Source organism: Serratia sp. CY71090 (genome assembly GCF_052166845.1).
Taxonomy (GTDB): domain Bacteria; phylum Pseudomonadota; class Gammaproteobacteria; order Enterobacterales; family Enterobacteriaceae; genus Serratia; species Serratia nematodiphila.
This window is the reverse complement of the sequence record NZ_JBJNOA010000005.1, coordinates 307,269-323,720: the sequence shown is the minus strand read 5'-3', so window position 1 is coordinate 323,720 and position 16,452 is coordinate 307,269. Positions and strand designations below refer to the sequence as shown.

The 16,452-nt window shown below is 56.4% G+C and carries 18 protein-coding genes and 1 other annotated feature; of the genes, 8 read left to right on the top strand and 10 right to left on the bottom strand.

The genetic code is table 11. The features are described from left to right. Positions 1-463 precede the first annotated feature (463 nt). The 3 genes from clpB to rluD form a co-directional block, all read right to left on the bottom strand. Positions 464-3,037: an ATP-dependent chaperone ClpB gene (clpB, locus tag ACJ8OK_RS12350; protein WP_004932446.1), complete on the bottom strand. Its 2,574-nt coding sequence runs from the start codon at positions 3,035-3,037 to the stop codon at positions 464-466. A gap of 130 nt (positions 3,038-3,167) precedes the next feature. Then, positions 3,168-3,899 carry a purine nucleoside phosphorylase YfiH gene (yfiH, locus tag ACJ8OK_RS12345; protein ID WP_015376712.1) on the bottom strand — a complete coding sequence of 244 codons (732 nt, stop codon included), beginning with the start codon at positions 3,897-3,899 and terminating at the stop codon, positions 3,168-3,170. Beyond that, a complete protein-coding gene (gene rluD / locus ACJ8OK_RS12340; protein WP_004932452.1) occupies positions 3,899-4,876 on the bottom strand; it encodes a 23S rRNA pseudouridine(1911/1915/1917) synthase RluD in 978 nt (325 codons plus the stop codon). The genes yfiH and rluD overlap by 1 nt, the downstream gene beginning before the upstream one ends. 131 nt (positions 4,877-5,007) lie before the next feature. Between rluD and bamD the strand changes: the two genes are divergently transcribed. The 4 genes from bamD (at position 5,008) to pheA (ending at position 7,842) form a co-directional block, all read left to right on the top strand. Continuing rightward, a complete protein-coding gene (bamD, locus tag ACJ8OK_RS12335; protein WP_004932456.1) occupies positions 5,008-5,739 on the top strand; it encodes an outer membrane protein assembly factor BamD in 732 nt (243 codons plus the stop codon). 312 nt (positions 5,740-6,051) lie between these two features. Beyond that, a complete protein-coding gene (gene raiA, locus ACJ8OK_RS12330) occupies positions 6,052-6,393 on the top strand; it encodes a ribosome-associated translation inhibitor RaiA (RefSeq protein ID WP_004932457.1) in 342 nt (113 codons plus the stop codon). Positions 6,394-6,515: 122 nt separating this feature from the next. Then, positions 6,516-6,642, top strand: a sequence feature (Phe leader region). After that, positions 6,517-6,564, top strand: coding sequence for a hypothetical protein (locus ACJ8OK_RS12325; RefSeq protein ID WP_101428074.1), 48 nt, complete (start codon positions 6,517-6,519; stop codon positions 6,562-6,564). (Overlaps the previous feature by 48 nt.) Positions 6,643-6,684: 42 nt before the next feature. Continuing rightward, entirely contained in the window at positions 6,685-7,842 is a 1,158-nt protein-coding gene (gene pheA, locus ACJ8OK_RS12320; protein WP_033631828.1) for a bifunctional chorismate mutase/prephenate dehydratase, read from the top strand. Between the two features lie 54 nt (positions 7,843-7,896). On the opposite strand, the gene tyrA is transcribed toward pheA, so the two are convergent. Together tyrA and ACJ8OK_RS12310 are read right to left on the bottom strand one after the other, a co-directional pair. Continuing rightward, entirely contained in the window at positions 7,897-9,018 is a 1,122-nt protein-coding gene (tyrA, locus tag ACJ8OK_RS12315; RefSeq protein WP_048326245.1) for a bifunctional chorismate mutase/prephenate dehydrogenase, read from the bottom strand. A 3-nt stretch (positions 9,019-9,021) separates the two neighbouring features. Beyond that, the gene (locus ACJ8OK_RS12310; RefSeq protein ID WP_047025233.1) at positions 9,022-10,098 is read right to left on the bottom strand and encodes a 3-deoxy-7-phosphoheptulonate synthase; all 1,077 of its coding nucleotides are present in this window, start codon (positions 10,096-10,098) and stop codon (positions 9,022-9,024) included. Positions 10,099-10,593: 495 nt separating this feature from the next. Between ACJ8OK_RS12310 and ACJ8OK_RS12305 the strand changes: the two genes are divergently transcribed. The 4 genes from ACJ8OK_RS12305 to ACJ8OK_RS12290 all read left to right on the top strand — a co-directional run bounded on the left by ACJ8OK_RS12305 (position 10,594) and on the right by ACJ8OK_RS12290 (position 12,614). Then, positions 10,594-11,358 (top strand): DUF481 domain-containing protein, encoded by a 765-nt coding sequence (locus tag ACJ8OK_RS12305; protein ID WP_004932469.1) that lies wholly within the window; start codon positions 10,594-10,596, stop codon positions 11,356-11,358. Positions 11,359-11,603: 245 nt separating this feature from the next. After that, entirely contained in the window at positions 11,604-11,825 is a 222-nt protein-coding gene (locus ACJ8OK_RS12300) for an HP1 family phage holin (protein WP_004932472.1), read from the top strand. Beyond that, positions 11,809-12,321 (top strand): lysozyme, encoded by a 513-nt coding sequence (locus ACJ8OK_RS12295; RefSeq protein WP_015376709.1) that lies wholly within the window; start codon positions 11,809-11,811, stop codon positions 12,319-12,321. Before ACJ8OK_RS12300 ends, ACJ8OK_RS12295 begins: the two co-directional genes overlap by 17 nt. Positions 12,322-12,386: 65 nt before the next feature. After that, on the top strand, positions 12,387-12,614 hold the full coding sequence (locus ACJ8OK_RS12290; RefSeq protein ID WP_016929021.1) for an ogr/Delta-like zinc finger family protein: 228 nt from the start codon (positions 12,387-12,389) through the stop codon (positions 12,612-12,614). Positions 12,615-12,758: 144 nt separating this feature from the next. Here ACJ8OK_RS12290 and rplS read toward each other — a convergent pair whose 3' ends face one another. The 5 genes from rplS to ffh all read right to left on the bottom strand — a co-directional run bounded on the left by rplS (position 12,759) and on the right by ffh (position 16,375). Continuing rightward, positions 12,759-13,115, bottom strand: a complete 357-nt coding sequence (gene rplS, locus ACJ8OK_RS12285; protein ID WP_004932484.1) for a 50S ribosomal protein L19 — start codon at positions 13,113-13,115, stop codon at positions 12,759-12,761. Positions 13,116-13,163: 48 nt separating this feature from the next. After that, positions 13,164-13,931, bottom strand: a complete 768-nt coding sequence (trmD, locus tag ACJ8OK_RS12280) for a tRNA (guanosine(37)-N1)-methyltransferase TrmD (protein ID WP_004932485.1) — start codon at positions 13,929-13,931, stop codon at positions 13,164-13,166. Positions 13,932-13,983: 52 nt separating this feature from the next. Next, positions 13,984-14,532, bottom strand: a complete 549-nt coding sequence (gene rimM, locus ACJ8OK_RS12275; RefSeq protein ID WP_004932489.1) for a ribosome maturation factor RimM — start codon at positions 14,530-14,532, stop codon at positions 13,984-13,986. An 18-nt stretch (positions 14,533-14,550) separates the two neighbouring features. Next, positions 14,551-14,799 carry a 30S ribosomal protein S16 gene (rpsP, locus tag ACJ8OK_RS12270; RefSeq protein WP_004932501.1) on the bottom strand — a complete coding sequence of 83 codons (249 nt, stop codon included), beginning with the start codon at positions 14,797-14,799 and terminating at the stop codon, positions 14,551-14,553. A gap of 214 nt (positions 14,800-15,013) precedes the next feature. Then, entirely contained in the window at positions 15,014-16,375 is a 1,362-nt protein-coding gene (gene ffh / locus ACJ8OK_RS12265; RefSeq protein ID WP_004932504.1) for a signal recognition particle protein, read from the bottom strand. Positions 16,376-16,452: the final 77 nt, after the last annotated feature.

Sequence of the window (16,452 nt, the reverse complement as noted above, 5' to 3'; positions counted from 1 at the left end):
CATGAATTTTACTTCAGTTAGTCACTCTTCAAGACTTGATATTTTTTTGCATCCGAAGATGCTGGATATCGTCTTGTGGAGTGCCCACACAGATTGTCTGATAAATTGTTAAAGAGCAGCGCCGAGAAACTCATCGGCGCGGGCTGCGTATACTACGCTTTTCGCCCGGAGAGTCAAGCGTTTATTTCGCTTTCTTCTCGCTGACCCGGCGGCTTGTCAGTCGTTGTTCCCGGTCAGTGGAGGCGCATTATAGGGAGTTCTCGGCAGGCCGCAACCCCTAATTGCAAAAAACTTTTCAAGCGCTCAAATAATCACCAAAAACGCCTTTTTAGGATATTTATTAGTCGAAAAACACCGGTTTTAGCACAGTAATAGCGGCAACCTCTGTAAATAGGGACAAACGAAGATAAAGAAAAGGGAGCGGTCACCCGCTCCCTTTCATCTCTAATAGGCTTAATTGCCGTTATTGGCGTGCAACGATATGGTCGTTTTCCACATCCAGCGTCACCAGCTTGCCGGGGATCAGCTTGCCGGACAGGATTTGCTGCGCCAACGGGTTCTCGATCTCCTGCTGAATAGCGCGTTTCAACGGACGCGCACCATACACAGGGTCGTAACCGGTTTTGCTCAACAACGCCAGAGCAGGCTCGGTCATGGTCACTTCGTAACCGCGCTCTTCCAAACGCTTGTACAGACGCGACAGCTGAATCTTGGCGATCGCAGCAATGTGTTTCTCGCCCAGCGGATGGAACACCACCACTTCATCGATACGGTTGATGAATTCCGGACGGAAGTGGTGACTCACCATCTCCATCACCGACTCTTTCATCTGCGCGTAGTTCATCTGACCGAAATGCTCCTGGATCAGATCCGAACCCAGGTTGGACGTCATGATCACCACGGTATTGCGGAAATCGACGGTACGGCCCTGGCCATCGGTCAGGCGGCCGTCATCCAACACCTGCAGCAGGATGTTGAACACGTCCGGGTGCGCTTTCTCGACTTCATCCAGCAGGATCACCGAATAAGGCCGGCGGCGCACGGCTTCCGTCAGGTAGCCGCCCTCTTCATAACCGACATAGCCCGGAGGCGCGCCGACCAGACGCGAAACGGAGTGTTTCTCCATAAACTCGGACATGTCGATACGCACCATAGCGTCGTCGCTGTCGAACAGGAACGAAGCCAGCGCCTTGCAGAGCTCGGTTTTCCCCACCCCGGTCGGGCCAAGGAACAGGAACGAACCGATCGGCCGGTTAGGATCGGACAACCCGGCGCGACTGCGGCGGATAGCATTAGAGACCGCGCTGACCGCTTCGTCCTGGCCGATCACCCGCGAATGCAGCTCTTGCTCCAGGCGCAGCAGCTTGTCGCGCTCGCCTTCCAGCATTCTGGCCACCGGGATCCCGGTCGCGCGCGCCAGCACTTCGGCAATCTCCGCATCGGTTACCCGGTTGCGCAGCAGCTTCATGCTCTTGCCTTCGGCCTGCGTGGCAGCGGCGAGCTGTTTCTCCAGCTCAGGGATCTTGCCGTACTGCAGTTCCGACATCCGCCCCAAATCGCCGACGCGACGCGCCTGCTCCAGGGTGATTTTGGCCTGCTCGAGTTCCGCCTTGATGTTCTGAGTACCGGAGAGTGACGCTTTTTCCGCTTTCCACTCTTCTTCCAGCTCCGAATATTCGCGTTCTTTCTGCCCCAGCTCATCGCTGAGCATTTCCAAGCGTTTCTTACTGGCGTCGTCCGACTCTTTATTCAGCGCCTGCTGTTCCAGCTTCAACTGAATGATGCGGCGCTCAAGCCTGTCGAGCGATTCAGGCTTGGAGTCCATCTGCATGCGAATGCTGGACGCCGCTTCGTCGATCAGGTCAATAGCCTTGTCCGGCAATTGACGATCGGCGATATAACGGTGCGAAAGCGTTGCCGCCGCCACGATGGCCGGATCGGTGATCTGCACGTGGTGGTGCAGTTCGTAACGCTCTTTCAGGCCGCGCAGAATAGCGATAGTGTCTTCCACGCTCGGCTCCGCCACATACACTTTCTGGAAACGACGTTCGAGGGCCGCATCCTTCTCTATATATTGACGATACTCATCCAGCGTGGTGGCACCGACGCAGTGCAGCTCGCCGCGCGCCAGCGCCGGCTTCAGCATGTTGCCCGCATCCATTGCGCCATCCGCCTTACCGGCGCCGACCATGGTGTGCAGTTCGTCGATAAACAGGATCACGCTGCCTTCCTGCTTGGCCAGATCGTTGAGCACGCCTTTCAGACGCTCTTCAAACTCGCCGCGATATTTGGCGCCGGCGATCAACGCGCCCATATCGAGGGACAATACGCGCTTGTGCTTCAACCCTTCCGGCACTTCGCCGTTGATGATGCGCTGCGCCAGGCCTTCGACGATGGCGGTTTTACCCACGCCGGGTTCGCCGATCAGCACCGGGTTATTTTTGGTGCGGCGTTGCAGCACCTGAATGGTGCGGCGGATCTCTTCGTCACGGCCAATCACCGGGTCAAGTTTGCCCTGCTCGGCACGTTCGGTCAGATCGATGGTGTATTTCTTCAATGCTTGCCGTTGGTCTTCGGCGCCTTGGTCTTCCACGCTGTCACCGCCTCTCATTTGTTCAATGGCTTTGCTGATTTTGTCGGCCGTTGCGCCGGCCGCTTTCAACAAGTCGGTCAACGAGCCGCGGTCTTCCAGCACCGCAAGCACAAACAGCTCGGAAGAAATGAATTTGTCCGCGCGCTTCTGCGCCAGCTTGTCGCACAGGTTCAGGACGCGCACCAGCTCGTGGGACGGTTGAACGTCGCCACCGGTGCCTTCTACCTGCGGTAAACGGGACAGCGCCTGTTCGATTTCGGTGCGCACGCGCCCGGCATCGATACCTGCGGAAGTTAATAGTGGACGAACCGTGCCCCCTTCCTGATTGAGCAGGGCGCTCATCAGATGTAGCGGTTCAATAAACTGGTTGTCGTGCCCAAGGGCTAGTGACTGGGCATCGGCGAGGGCAAGCTGGAATTTGTTGGTAAGACGATCCAGACGCATAACACCTCCAAGATGGGTCGAAATTGCTACTGGAGATTAAATGAGGTCATCCCTCAAATTTTCAAGGTTATCTCGACGCTAAATTTTCGGTACAACGCCATGCGTCGTTGGATCGTCCTAATTCAATAGGTTATATCAGCCAGATTAAACTTGCCATACGTCCGGTTATTCCATCGCGCCGATAGGAGAAAAAATGACTCGTTTCGTTAACCGTACAGCGGTCGCCGCCATAGATGGCCTGCACGCCCGCACGCAACAAGCGTTGGCGAGCCAGCAAATAGATATTAGCCAAAAACTTATCGCCGTGCGGCGTAAATGCCGCCGCGGCTTCGGCGTCTTCCGCCATGAAAGCGGCGCGCACTTCCGGCCCGACCTCAAACTGCTGTGGGCCGATCGCCGGCCCCAACCAGGCGCTGATCTGACCCGGCGCGGCGCTGAACGCCGCCACGGTTTGCTCCAGCACGCCGTGGCATAACCCGCGCCAGCCGGCGTGGGCGGCAGCCACTTCGTCACCGTGCTGCGAGCAGAATAGCACCGGCAGACAATCCGCCGTCATCACGGCGCACACCTGCCCCGGTACGTTGCTGTACACCGCATCCGCCCGCAGATCGGCGGGCGCTTTCCCTGTCAACGTCACCACGCGAGTGCCGTGCACCTGCTCGAGCCACACCGGCATCTGCGGCAAACCGGCGGCGGTAACCAAACGTTCCCGATTGCGTGTCACCGCTTGCGCCTCATCACCGACGTGGGTGCCGAGGTTCAGCGAGTCATAAGGCGGCAGGCTAACGCCGCCGCCACGCGTGGTGCTGCAGGCCTTAACGCCGGTAGGCAACGGCCAGTCAGGCAGAATGAGCGAGCTCATTACCAGTCCATCTGATCTTTGAATTCTTCGGTGTCCGCCTTCAGCGCGTTGATCAGATCGACCATGTCCTGCGGCAGCGGCGCATGCCACTCCATCTGGATGCCGCTGATCGGATGATACAAACGCAGCATGGTGGCGTGCAGCGCCTGGCGGTCAAAGCCGCGCAGCGTGTTGATGAAGGCTTCCGAAGCGCCCTTTGGTGGACGCGGACGGCCGCCGTACAGCGGATCGCCCACCAGCGGATGGCTGATGTAAGCCATGTGCACGCGGATCTGGTGAGTACGGCCGGTTTCCAGGCGCAGGCGCAGGCGGGTGTGCGCGCGGAAGTGTTCCATGATGCGGTAGTGCGTTACCGCCGGTTTACCCATCGGGTGCACCGCCATATGGGTACGCTTGGTGGAATGACGCGCGATAGGCTCTTCTACCGTGCCGCCGGCGGTCATGGTGCCGATCGCCACCGCTTCGTATTCACGGGTGATCTCACGCGCCTGCAGCGCTTCCACCAGCCGGGTTTGCGCCGGCACGGTTTTCGCCACCACCATCAGGCCGGTGGTGTCTTTGTCCAGACGGTGCACGATGCCGGCACGCGGCACGTCGGCGATTTCCGGGTAGTGATGCAGCAGCGCATTGAGCACCGTGCCGTCCGGGTTACCGGCGCCAGGGTGCACCACCAAATCGCGCGGTTTGTTGATCACCAGGATGTCGCTGTCTTCATAGACGATATCCAGCGCGATATCCTGTGGCTCCCAACGCGCCTCTTCTTCAATCTGTGCATCGATGGCGACGGTCTCTCCGCCCAGCACCTTCTCTTTCGGTTTGTTTGACGTTTTGCCATTGACCTTCACCCGATCGCCCAGGATCCACTCTTTTATGCGAGATCGTGAATAATCAGGGAACAATTCGGCCAAAGCCTGATCTAAACGTTGTCCGAGTTGAGATTCGGCCACCGTTGCGGTGAGTTGTACTTGTTGTGCCATATGCAGCTTCTTCGTTAACGTTGGGTTTTCACGGCGATGCCGTTTAATATAATGTGCTATTGTACCTGGTCTTTGTCGGGAGCTTAACGGACAGTCTCCCGGAATAACACCCTGAGGATAATCAAAACGTCATGACGCGTATGAAATATCTGGTGGCGGCAGCCACGTTGAGCCTGGCGCTGGCAGGTTGCTCCACATCCAAGGATGCGGTTCCCGACAACCCACCTTCGGAAATCTATGCTACCGCGCAGCAAAAACTGCAGGACGGTAACTTCAAGGGCGCGATTACGCAACTCGAAGCGTTAGATAACCGCTATCCTTTCGGGCCGTATTCCCAGCAGGTCCAGCTGGATTTGATTTACGCCTACTATAAGGCCGCCGACTTGCCGATGGCTCAGGCATCCATCGATCGCTTCATGCGTCTGAACCCGACGCACCCGAACATCGATTACGTGATGTACATGCGCGGCCTGACCGACATGGCGCTCGATGACAGCGCGCTGCAGGGCTTCTTCGGGGTTGACCGTTCGGACCGCGATCCTCAGCACGCTCGCGCTGCGTTCCGCGACTTCAGCCAGTTGATTCAGCAATACCCGAACAGCCAATACGCGACCGACGCCAACAAGCGTTTGGTGTATCTGAAAGACCGTTTGGCCAAGTATGAGCTTTCGGTGGCGGAATACTACACTAAACGCGGTGCTTACGTCGCGGTCGTTAATCGCGCCGAGCAGATGTTGCGAGAATTCCCGGATACCAAAGCGACGCACGACGTGTTGCCGCTGATGGAAAATGCCTACAAGCAGCTGCAGCTGAACGGCCAGGCTGACAAAGTGGCCAAAGTGATCGCCGCCAACCCGCAATAAGCGTGCTTCGGCACAGGCAGAAAAACCAAACGGCAGCCAAGGCTGCCGTTTTCATTGGCGTCGACCTGGTTTTTACTGGAAAAATACACAAGTAAAAACACGGTGTTAGCTAGTACTCCTCACCGGTCAACTCATCGATAATGCGCCATCCGGCGGCAACTCTCAAGCATTAGATAGCCAATTCAAATGCTGAATCACAGATTGAACTAACTTTGCAAAAAGTGACAAAAAATCGTGATTTACATCACGCATTTAAACAAAAAGCGGGGTATGCTGGATTCACCAAGACGGAAAGACAGAGAGGTAAGTTATATGACATTGAACATTACCAGCAAACAAATGGATATCACTCCCGCAATCCGCAATCACGTCGAAGACCGTCTCACCAAACTGGAAAAATGGCAGACCCAGCTGATTAACCCGCATATCGTCTTATCCAAAGAACCGCAAGGGTTTGTCGCCGATGCTACCATTACCACGCCTAACGGCCCGCTGGTCGCCAGCGCCAAACATGATGACATGTATACCGCCGTTAATGAGCTGATCGCCAAGCTGGAGCGCCAGCTGAACAAGGTGCAGCACAAAGGCGAAGCGCGCCGCTGCAACGCCAGCGTGAAAGACATCGTGCCGGAAGTCACGCAAGAGCAGGAATAACCGTCCGACTGCGGTTGCCGCATCAAACGCGCCCGAGGGCGCGTTTTTTGTCGGGTATTTTTGTTGACGGGGTAAAAACCAACGGTTACTTTAAAACCTGTTCGCATTAACCTTAGGTAGACCATGCCACGCACACCGTTTTTCTTCGCATTCTTTTTTACCTTCCCCTGACTGGGAGGCGTTTCGTCGTGTGAGAAAGAATGCGAAGACGAACAATAAGGCCTCCTGGAGACAGGGGGCTTTTTTTATGGCTGTTTTACAACGAATAAGAACTGAAGGCGGAAGCTGATTATGACTGACAACCCGTTATTGGTGCTGCGCGAGCGCATCAGCGCACTGGACTTGAAACTGTTGGCCCTGCTGGCGGAACGCCGTGAGCTGGCGATCGAAGTCGGCAAGACCAAACTGCACTCTCATCGTCCGATCCGCGACAAAGAGCGCGAACGCGATCTGCTGGATGCGCTGATCGCCGCCGCCAAACCTTACGATCTGGACGGCTTCTACGTCACCCGCCTGTTTCAACTGATTATCGAAGATTCCGTCCTGACCCAGCAGGCACTGCTGCAGCACCAGCTCAACCCCGTCAGCCAACACTCTGCACGCATCGCCTTTCTCGGCCCGAAAGGCTCCTACTCACATCTGGCGGCACGCCAATACGCCGCCCGCCATTTCGATCGGCTGATCGAATGCGGCTGCCAGAAGTTTCAGGATATCTTCGCCCAGGTGGAAACCGGCCAGGCGGACTACGCAATTTTGCCGATCGAGAATACCAGTTCCGGTTCGATTAACGAGGTGTACGATCTGCTGCAACACACCAGCCTGTCGATCGTCGGCGAACTAACCAACCCGATCGATCATTGCGTTCTGGTGGCCGGCGACAGCGATCTTAGCCAGATTGAAACCGTCTACAGCCACCCGCAGCCGTTCCAACAGTGCAGCCAGTTCCTAAACCGCTTCCCGCACTGGAAAATCGAGTACACCGAAAGCACCGCCGCGGCGATGGAGAAAGTCGCCAAGCTGAATTCGCCGAAGGTGGCAGCGCTGGGCAGTGAGGCTGGCGGCGCGTTGTACGGGCTGCAGGTGCTGGAACACAACCTCGCCAACCAGCAGCAGAACATCACTCGCTTCATCGTCCTGGCGCGCAAAGCGATCGACGTATCTGAACAGGTGCCGGCCAAAACCACGCTGATCATGGCGACCGGCCAACAATCCGGTGCGTTGGTCGAAGCGCTGCTGGTTCTGCGCGACAACGGCATCATCATGACCAAACTGGAATCACGCCCGATCAACGGCAATCCGTGGGAAGAGATGTTTTATATCGATGTGCAGGCCAACCTGCGTGCCGACGCGATGCAAAAAGCGCTGCGCGATCTGGCGCCAATCACCCGCTCGCTGAAGGTCCTGGGCTGCTACCCGAGCGACACCGTGGTGCCGGTCAACCCATCCTGAAACCATAAAAAAAGGTTCGGCCAAGCCGAACCTTTTACGTTTACCGCCCGCGTTTTACTGTCGGCTGTCGTTAGCCTGTCGCAACAGCGTGCGGCTCTCCACCAGGAAGCGTTGGGCGTAATCGCCAAACCAGTGCTCCACCTTGCGGAAACTGTCGATAAACGCCTGTTTGTCGCCATGCTCCAACAGCGTTATCGCCTCGCCGAAGCGCTGGTAGTAACGCTTAATCAGCGCCACGTTTTCTTCCGACGACATAATGATATCGGCGTACAGCTGCGGATCCTGCGCAAACAGGCGGCCAACCATCGCCAGCTCCAGCCGGTAGATCGGCGAGGAGAGCGCCAGCAACTGCTCCAGTTGCACGTTCTCTTCCGCCAGATGCAACCCGTAGGCGAAGGTGGCGAAGTGCCGCAGCGCCTGAATAAACGCCATGTTCTGATCGTGTTCGACCGCGCTGATGCGATGCAGCCGAGCGCCCCACACCTGCAGCTGTTCAAGCAGCCATTGGTAAGCCTCCGGCTGGCGGCCGTCGCAGTAAACCACCACCTGCTTCGCCACGCTGCCCACGTCCGGGCCGAACATCGGGTGCAGCCCGACCACTGGGCCGCTGTGCGCCGCCAACATCGCGTGCAGCGGGCGGTTCTTCACCGACGCCAAATCCACCAGAATACAGTCGGCAGGCAGCGTCGGCAGGCGGCTTATCACCTGCTCGGTCACGTGGATCGGCACGCTGACGATCACCATGCCGGCGTCTGCCAGCAGCTGTTCCGCCTGCGGCCAATCTTCCTGATCCAGTACCCTGACCTGATAACCCGACAGCGTCAGCAAACGGTTGAACAGCCGTCCCATCTGGCCGTTGCCGCCGATGATGACGATCGGCCGCAGCTGCGGACACAAAGTTTTAAAGCCTTTATCGTTCTCGCTGACGTAGGATTCGCGCATCACGCGGCGCAAAACGTCCTCGATCAAATCCGGCGGCACCCCGAGGTTTTCCGCCTCCTGGCGACGCGAGGCCAGCATCGCGGCTTCGCGCTCCGGTACGTAAACCGGCAGGCCATGACGGCTTTTCACTTCGCCCACTTCCGCTACCAGATGCAGGCGTTTCGCCAGCAGATCCAGCAGCGCTTTATCCACCTCATCGATTTGATCGCGCAGCGCGGTCAGTTCTGCCACCATAACTTACTTTTCTCCCGTACGGGCCGTCAGCACAGCGCCGAGTTCCTGATGCATATGGCGCAACAGGGTTTCCGTGCTCTCCCAGTTGATGCAGGCGTCGGTGACGGACACACCGTAACGCATGTCTGCACGCGGCTGTTCGGAAGACTGATTGCCCTCATGCAGATGGCTCTCCAGCATAATGCCGGTGATTGAGCGGTTACCCGCCTTGATCTGCTCCACCACGGACTCGGCCACCGCCGGCTGACGGCGATAGTCTTTATTCGAGTTGCCATGGCTGCAATCTATCATCAAGGACGGGTGGAGTCCCGCCTCAAGCATCTGTTTTTCACAGGCCGCAACGTGCTCAGCGCTGTAGTTCGGAGTTTTGCCGCCGCGCAGGATCACGTGCCCATCCGGGTTGCCCTGCGTCTGCAGCAGGCAAACCTGGCCTGCCTGGTTGATGCCGACGAAGCGGTGCGGCATAGCAGCGGCGCGCATGGCGTTGATGGCGGTACCCAAACTGCCGTCGGTGCCGTTTTTGAACCCGACCGGCATCGACAGGCCGGAGGCCATTTCGCGGTGGGTCTGCGATTCGGTGGTGCGCGCACCGATCGCCGACCAGCTGAACAAATCCCCCAGGTACTGCGGGCTGTTCGGATCCAACGCTTCGGTAGCCAACGGCAAGCCCATGCCCACCAGATCCAGCAACAGGCGACGCGCGATATGCAAGCCTGCTTCAACGTCAAACGAACCGTCCATGTATGGATCGTTGATCAAACCTTTCCAGCCGACAGTGGTTCTGGGTTTTTCAAAGTAGACGCGCATAACGATATACAGCTGATCGCTCAAGTCAGCCGCCAGGGTTTTCAAACGACGGGCATAGTCCAGCGCCGCGTCCGGATCGTGGATCGAACAAGGCCCGCACACCACCAACAGGCGATGATCGCGCCCCTGCAAAATGTTGGCGATAGTGTTGCGCGCAGTGGCGATCTCATTTTCGTCGTCGGCGCTGAGCGGGAACTGGTTCTTCAGCTCCTCCGGCGTGATGAGAACCTGTTCTGCACTGATGTGTACGTTATTGAGCGCGTCTTTTTGCATGATGCTATTCCTGTCGTTTGGCGTTATGCGTTGAAATGGAACATTGAGCGTTTCAGGGCTCTACCCTATCACGATATGTAAAGTTTTCAATCCATTTTCCGTAAATAAAAAATTACCATAATCACCCTGATTAAATCACCGTTGAAAAAGGCTTGTAAAAACCAGTTAAAATACAATAAATACATGGAATTAATGAATCACAAAGCCCGTCACCCCACATTAGCCACTCGGTCTAAGAAAAATGAGCACTCGTAAATAAATATGTACACTTGGTTTTGCAGCGAAAATACGCCGCCGATCTCGGCACCGACGCCTGTGCAAAGCAGGATCAGCACGAAATGCCGCCAAAAGCGATGATTTTAAGTAGAAGAAAAGCGAATAAATGAGGGATAAAAATTAAAAACTTAAGCTAATGGCGGCTATTTTTGTCGCCGAAATGAACCGATATAATGTGACCGTCATCAACAATAACTCCCCTTAACAACTGGATCCAAGATGCTCTCTTCTCGCGCTCGTCGCGCTTTTCCGCTGTATATTTGCTGCTTAACGACTTTCACCAGTGTTTCAGCCCTTGCCGACAATACGCTTTTCACCGCGATGGACGATCCGGCCACCGCCAAGAAACCGTTCGAAGGCAACGTGCAGGCGGGCTACAACGCCCAGTCAGGCAACTCGCAGAGCTCCACCCTGTTGGCCAACACCAACATGACCTGGTTCAACAGCGACGCGGCGTACAGCCTGTGGGGGGCGGCCAACAACACCACCTCCTCCAACGTGCGCTCATCCGAAAAATACCAGGCCGGTGGCCGTACGCGCTATAACCTGACAGATCGCAACTACCTGTTCGGTCAGGCCAGCTGGCTGAGTGACCGTTTCAACGGTTACGACTCACGCTCCACGCTGACCGGCGGCTACGGCCGTCAACTCCTTAACGGGCCGCTCAGTGACCTGCGGGTGGAATTCGGTCCCGGCGTGCGCCATGATGAATACCATGGCGGCGGCCGCTCGACCAAGGGGCTGGCCTATGGTGCGGCCAACTATTCCTATCAGTTGACCGACAACACCAAGTTCATTCAGGGCGTTTCCGCGCTGGCGAACGAAGAAACCACGCTGAACTCGGAAAGCGCGTTGAACGTGGCGATCAACGATCGCTTCTCATTGCGCGTGGCTTACACCGTGACCTACAACAGCAAACCGCCGGCCTCAGCGCCGAAGAACACAGATACCACCACCTCGGTCACGCTGGTCTACGGCCTGTAATCTCCCCCATTATTTCTCGAAGCCCATCATCGATGGGCTTTTTTTATGCCGCCCCCCTCCCTCTTTTGCACAATCTGCTAAAAATATTCACCTCACCCATTGACGATTTTAGCAAATAGCTTAATACTGTATGTATATACAGTAATTATCATACAGGCCAGGAGCATGATGGATATCGATAGCAAGCTGTCTCGCATTGATGCCTCCGGCTCCCGAGATTCTGTAAACGAAGCGAGCATAAGGCTATGGAGAAAATAACCTCATTCATCACCTACGCCATGGCGCTGTTTCTCGCCTGGCTCGGCAAGCTGTCTCCGCAGGACATTGCCTTTTTAGTCGGTGCGGCGGTAGGCATCGGCACGTTTCTGGTGAACTGGTACTACCGACGTAAAAGCCTGCAGATCTTGAAGGCCATTGAGCGCAATGCGACATCGCGGAGGAAAATTTACGATGAGTGCAACCGTTAAGCGCTGCAGCGTCGCCGCCGTTTTGGCCATCGCCGTGCTGTTGCCGTCATTTGGCGAGCTGCAAACCTCAGAAGCTGGCCTCAGGCTGATCGCCGATCTCGAAGGTTGCCGCCTGTCGCCTTACCAGTGCAGCGCCGGGGTGTGGACTCAGGGCATTGGGCACACCGCTGGCGTCATCCCTGGTAAAGCGATCGATGAACACAAAGCCGCGATGGATTTGGTCGACGATGTTCGCCGCACCGAGCGCGGCATGGCCGCCTGCCTGCCGGATACGCTCTCGCAACAAACCTATGATGCGGCGATCGCCTTCGCCTTCAATGTGGGCGTCAGCGCAGCCTGCCACTCTACGCTGGTCGCGCTGCTGCAACAGCGCCAGTGGCGGCAGGCCTGCGATCAGCTGCCACGCTGGGTTTACGTAAACGGAAAGAAAAACAAAGGGCTGGAACAGCGACGCGCCATGGAACGCGCACTGTGTTTGCAGGGCATTGCCTCATGATGACGAGTTCGCTCGCCAAAGGATGATGCCACACCAATTTACTTAATTTGTTCAAGGGGGTTCTTATGATGCACTGTCCACTATGCGGTCACGTGGCCCACACTCGCTCCAGCCGCTATCTGAGCGAGTCGACCAAAGAGCGTTACCATCAATGCCGCAACATCAATTGCAGCTGCACGTTCGCCACGCACGAGTCCGTTGCACGGGTGATCGTCAAACCTGGCGATGATATTGTCCCGGCGCAGCCGCACCCGCCGGAGAATCAACATAAACAAAGCGCCGCCGCGCTGTAATGCCAAAAGCCTGCTGATGGAGGCTTTTTAATGTCGCGGCCAGGCAGCTAAGGCCTCGCAAATGCAACGTGATAGATTTTTCAGATAAAAAAAGGGGTTGGCATAATGCCAACCCCTGATAACTATTAACTTTTGGATGCAGCGTTAGCCAACGCGGTTCAGACGCTCTTTGATACGAGCAGCCTTACCAGTACGCTCACGCAGGTAGTACAGTTTAGCTTTACGAACGGCACCACGACGTTTAACAGTAATGCTGTCGATTACTGGGGAGTGAGTCTGGAATACGCGCTCAACACCTTCGCCGTTGGAAATCTTACGAACAGTGAATGCAGAGTGCAGACCGCGGTTACGGATAGCGATAACCACGCCCTCGAATGCCTGCAGACGTTTTTTGCTACCTTCAACGACCCATACCTTCACTTCCACGGAATCACCCGGACGGAATGCAGGTACGTCTTGTTTCATCTGCTCTTGTTCAAGTTGCTTAATAATGTTGCTCATAATATGTCTCTTACCCTAGGTAAACTGATATATCGGTCCCGTCTGATGTCAGACGTTTCCTTCATAGTCCTGTTGCCTGGCCTGATGTTCCCGTTGGAACTCAGCCAGCAACACCGCTTGCTCGTCAGTCAGAGCTAGGCTTTCTAGAAGTTCAGGTCTTCTAAGCCAGGTTCGGCCCAGCGACTGCTTTAAGCGCCAGCGACGTATCTCGGCATGGTTGCCCGACAGCAGAACCGGCGGTACCTCCATCCCTTCCAACACCTCGGGGCGGGTATAGTGCGGGCAGTCCAGCAATCCGTCGGCGAAGGAGTCTTCCTCCGCAGAGGCCTGATGGCCCAGCACACCCGGTATGAAACGGGCGACTGAATCAATCAGGGTCATCGCCGGCAGTTCCCCGCCGCTGAGAACGTAATCGCCGATTGACCATTCTTCGTCAATTTCGGTTTGGATTACGCGCTCGTCTATCCCTTCGTAACGGCCGCACACCAGAATCATCTTCTGATTGGCCGCCAGTTCGCACACGCCGGTTTGATCCAGCTTGCGCCCCTGAGGTGACAGATAAATCACCTTTGCTCCCTCGCCTGCCGCTGCTTTCGCCGCATGAATGGCTTCCCGTAAAGGTTGCACCATCATCAGCATTCCCGGGCCGCCGCCGTAAGGGCGATCGTCCACGGTGCGATGCCGGTCGTAGGTGAAGTCGCGAGGACTCCAACACTGCACGCTCAGCAGGCCATTTTTTACTGCCCGGCCAGTCACCCCGTAATCGGTGATAGCGCGGAACATCTCAGGAAACAGGCTTACAATACCGATGAACACAAGCCAATCCCCTTACCGTTATTCCACTTGCTTCGACCGTTTGATCCGGGGGTCAAAAACCAGGATCCCAATCTGCCTCAATCACGCGAGCAGTGAGATCGACTTTCTTGATAACCTGCCCATGAAGAAACGGAATCAACCGCTCCTTCATGCCGAACGCATCTTTCAGGTTCGCTTTCACAACCATCACATCGTTCGAGCCGGTTTCCATCATATCGATGACTTTACCCAGCTCGTAGCCGGCGGAGGTGACTACCTGGCAGCCCATCAGGTCTTTCCAGTAGTAATCATCACCCTCCAACGGAGGAAGTTGATCGGAATCCACCATAATCTCGCGATTAGTCAGCAGATTCGCCGCGTCCCGATCGTCAATGCCTTTGACTTTGATGATCAGATCCTGACTGTGGCGCTTCCAGTCTTCCAACTCGATATGCTGCCACTGACCCGCCTGCTGGATAAACCACGGCTGATAGTCAAAAATGCTTTCGGCGTTCTCGGTGGATGAAAACACTCTGAGCCAACCACGAATGCCGTAAGCGGAACCCATTTTACCGAGTACAATCGGCGCGATCGGCGCTACCGGTTTGAGTTGCTTGCTCATTGCCACCACCGCGACAGATTAAGCTGCTTTCTTAGCGTCTTTGATCAGCGCGTGAACGCGATCAGAAACGGTTGCACCCAGACCAACCCAGTGCTCGATGCGGTCCAGGTCCAGACGCAGTGCTTCAGCCTGACCGGAAGCGATCGGGTTGAAGAAGCCTACGCGCTCGATGAAACGACCATCACGAGCGTTGCGGCTGTCGGTCACTACTACTTGATAGAACGGACGCTTTTTAGCGCCGCCACGTGCCAAACGAATTGTTACCATAACATCCTCTTTAGTTAATAAAACAGCCGGGCCCCATTGAGGGACGGGGCCCGGTTGCAATATAAAAAGCCCGAAAATTTTACTCATTTTGGCGCAAAAAGCAATCTAAAGCGTCGATCGCAGGGGACAACTTTTGCAGCCTGTCAAATTTCGGACGGTTTTCACCGCGAACGGCGAATGCTGAAAGCGCCCGCACTCAGCGTGCGGAAGCCCGTCAGCGGCCAGGGAAGCCCGGCGGCATCATACCTTTCATGCCGCGCATCATCTTCGCCATACCGCCTTTTTTCATCTTCTTCATCATACGCTGCATTTCGTCGAACTGCTTCAGCAAGCGGTTGACGTCTTGCACCTGCATGCCGGCCCCCATCGCGATGCGACGCTTGCGCGAGCCCTTGATGATTTCCGGTTTGGCGCGCTCTTTCAGCGTCATCGAGTTGATGATCGCCTCCATGCGCACCAGCACTTTGTCGTCCATCTGCGACTTGACGTTGTCCGGCAGTTGGCCGGCGCCCGGCAGCTTGCTCAGCATATTGGCCATGCCGCCCATGTTGCGCATCTGCTTGAGCTGCTCCAGGAAGTCGGTCAGATCGAAACCGTCGCCCTTCTTCAGCTTGTTGGCCAGCTTCTCCGCCTGCTCGCGGTCGACCTTGCTTTCGATATCTTCGATCAGCGACAGCACGTCGCCCATGCCCAGGATGCGCGATGCCACGCGATCCGGGTAAAACGGCTCCAGCGCTTCGGTCTTCTCGCCGACGCCGAGGAACTTGATCGGCTTGCCGGTGATATGGCGGATGGACAACGCGGCACCGCCGCGCGCATCGCCGTCGACCTTGGTCAGCACCACGCCGGTCAGCGGCAGCGCTTCGTTAAACGCCTTGGCGGTATTGGCGGCGTCCTGGCCGGTCATGGCGTCGACCACGAACAGGGTTTCCACCGGCTTGATCGCCGCGTGCACCTGTTTGATCTCGTCCATCATCGCTTCGTCAACGTGCAAGCGGCCGGCGGTATCGACAATAAGGACATCGTAGAACTTCAGCTTGGCCTGTTGCAGCGCACGATTGACGATGTCGATCGGTTTTTCTTTGACGTCAGACGGGAAGAAGTCGATGCCGACGCCTTCCGCCAAGGTTTCCAGCTGTTTGATCGCCGCCGGGCGATAAACGTCCGCGGAAACCACCAACACTTTCTTCTTCTGTTTTTCTTTCAGGAACTTGCCGAGCTTACCGACGCTGGTGGTTTTACCGGCCCCCTGCAGGCCCGCCATCAGCACCACCGCCGGCGGCTGGGCCGCCAGATTCAGCTCGGTGTTGACTTCGCCCATCGCGGCGATCAGCTCGCCCTTGACGATCTTGACGAACTCCTGCCCCGGCGTCAGGCTTTTGTTGACTTCATGGCCAACCGCGCTCTCTTTGACGCGGTTGATGAAGTCGCGCACCACCGGCAGCGCAACGTCCGCTTCCAGCAATGCCATACGCACTTCACGCAGGGTTTCCTTGATATTCTCTTCGGTCAGCCGCCCGCGGCCGCTGATATTGCGCAACGTGCGCGACAATCGATCGGTTAAATTTTCAAACATCGTCTCATGCTCAACGTGTAATGACAGGCCGCTCCGGCGACACAATTGCGCCGATGATAACACGAAGCGCGCAGGAT